Source organism: Rhizobium sp. SRI_017 (assembly GCF_057586295.1).
In genome coordinates this window covers 1-2,500 of record NZ_JBYCZP010000044.1, presented here as the reverse complement: position 1 = coordinate 2,500, position 2,500 = coordinate 1, and the positions used below count along the sequence as shown (strand labels likewise).

Annotated in this window: 1 tRNA gene and 2 rRNA genes (1 of these 3 cut by a window edge); all 3 read left to right on the top strand. The window is 54.5% G+C overall.

Going from position 1 to position 2,500, the window contains the following annotated elements:
* A 23S ribosomal RNA gene (locus AC2YI2_RS34705) occupies positions 1-1,852 on the top strand (it extends 947 nt beyond the left edge of the window).
* Between the two features lie 225 nt (positions 1,853-2,077).
* Positions 2,078-2,192 (top strand): 5S ribosomal RNA (gene rrf / locus AC2YI2_RS34700).
* Between the two features lie 231 nt (positions 2,193-2,423).
* Positions 2,424-2,500: transfer RNA gene (locus tag AC2YI2_RS34695), tRNA-Met, on the top strand.

Genomic DNA, 2,500 nt, shown 5'->3' with positions numbered 1-2,500 from the left:
AACTCCGAATACCGGGGAGTACTAATCGGCAGACACACGGCGGGTGCTAACGTCCGTCGTGAAAAGGGCAACAACCCTAACCTCCAGCTAAGGTCCCCAAGTCATGGCTAAGTGGGAAAGGATGTGAGACTCCCAAAACAACCAGGATGTTGGCTTAGAAGCAGCCATCATTTAAAGAAAGCGTAACAGCTCACTGGTCTAATTAAGGGGTTTTGCGCCGAAAATGTAACGGGGCTAAAGCCATGCACCGAAGCTGAGGATGTGCACGCAAGTGTACGTGGTAGCGGAGCGTTCCGTAAGCCTGTGAAGGAGGACCCGTGAGGGCCTCTGGAGGTATCGGAAGTGCGAATGTTGACATGAGTAACGATAAAGGGAGTGAGAGACTCCCTCGCCGAAAGACCAAGGGTTCCTGCTTAAAGTTAATCTGAGCAGGGTTAGCCGGCCCCTAAGGTGAGGCAGAAATGCGTAGCCGATGGGAACCACGTTAATATTCGTGGGCCTGGTGGTAGTGACGGATTGCGTAACTTGTTCAGTCTTATTGGATTGATTGGGCGAGGAAGCGGTTCCAGGAAATAGCTCCACCGTATAGACCGTACCCGAAACCGACACAGGTGGTCAGGTAGAGCATACCAAGGCGCTTGAGAGAACTATGTTGAAGGAACTCGGCAAATTGCACGCGTAACTTCGGAAGAAGCGTGACCCCATTGCACGCAAGTGTATTGGGGTGGCACAGACCAGGGGGTAGCGACTGTTTATCAAAAACACAGGGCTCTGCGAAGCCGCAAGGCGACGTATAGGGTCTGACGCCTGCCCGGTGCTGGAAGGTTAAGAGGAGAGGTGCAAGCTTTGAATCGAAGCCCCAGTAAACGGCGGCCGTAACTATAACGGTCCTAAGGTAGCGAAATTCCTTGTCGGGTAAGTTCCGACCTGCACGAATGGCGTAACGACTTCCCCGCTGTCTCCAACATAGACTCAGTGAAATTGAATTCCCCGTGAAGATGCGGGGTTCCTGCGGTCAGACGGAAAGACCCCGTGCACCTTTACTATAGCTTTACACTGGCATTCGCCAAGGCATGTGTAGGATAGGTGGTAGGCTTTGAAGCGAGGGCGCTAGCTCTCGTGGAGCCATCCTTGAAATACCACCCTTATCTTCGTGGATGTCTAACCGCGGTCCGTCATCCGGGTCCGGGACAGTGTATGGTGGGTAGTTTGACTGGGGCGGTCGCCTCCGAAAGAGTAACGGAGGCGCGCGATGGTGGGCTCAGACCGGTCGGAAATCGGTCGTCGAGTGCAATGGCATAAGCCCGCCTGACTGCGAGACTGACAAGTCGAGCAGAGACGAAAGTCGGTCATAGTGATCCGGTGGTCCCGTGTGGAAGGGCCATCGCTCAACGGATAAAAGGTACGCCGGGGATAACAGGCTGATGACCCCCAAGAGTCCATATCGACGGGGTTGTTTGGCACCTCGATGTCGACTCATCGCATCCTGGGGCTGGAGCAGGTCCCAAGGGTATGGCTGTTCGCCATTTAAAGCGGTACGTGAGTTGGGTTCAGAACGTCGTGAGACAGTTCGGTCCCTATCTGCCGTGGGTGTAGGAATATTGACAGGATCTGTCCCTAGTACGAGAGGACCGGGATGGACGTATCTCTGGTGGATCTGTTGTCCTGCCAAGGGCATAGCAGAGTAGCTATATACGGAATGGATAACCGCTGAAGGCATCTAAGCGGGAAACCAACCTGAAAACGAGTGTTCCCTGAGAGCCGTGGAAGACGACCACGTTGATAGGACGGGTGTGGAAGCATGGCAACATGTGAAGCTTACCGTTACTAATAGCTCGATAGGCTTGATCGTTCTCATTGATCAATGATCATCTTGGCTTCGAAGAAGCCAAGATCACTGTTTTGTCCTGACGCGCTAGTCGCGCTCCGGACGGGCCGCGCAAAAGTGCGCGACGGCCTACCGGCCTGTATGGGAAGTCCCCTGCAGGCTTGGTGAAACGAAAAAAGGCATTCGATATAAATAATTGGAGGCTTGCGCCTCCCCAGCTTCTCGATGTTGAGCTTTGCGCTTTGCCGACCTGGTGGTTCTGGCGGAGTGGCTGCACCCGTTCCCATTCCGAACACGGCCGTGAAACGCTCCAGCGCCGATGGTACTTTGACTTAAGTCACGGGAGAGTAGGTCGCTGCCAGGTCTGCAAAGCGCAAATCTCAACAAATCTCCAAGGCGACATCGTCGTCCTTAAACACGATACCCTCTCCGCCTACGCGCGGAAATCAACGGGCCGCCCTCAAAGCGGCCCATTGTCGTTGTAATATACCTGCCGAAATGCAGCGAAATCCGAGAAAAGGGTGCGTCCCTAACCCGGTATTTTGCTTCGCAAAAACCGGCAGTAAGAGGACAGCGGTTCACGCTGCCTCGATGGCGCGGGGTGGAGCAGCCCGGTAGCTCGTCAGGCTCATAACCTGAAGGCCGCAGGTTCAAATCCTGCCCCCGCAACCA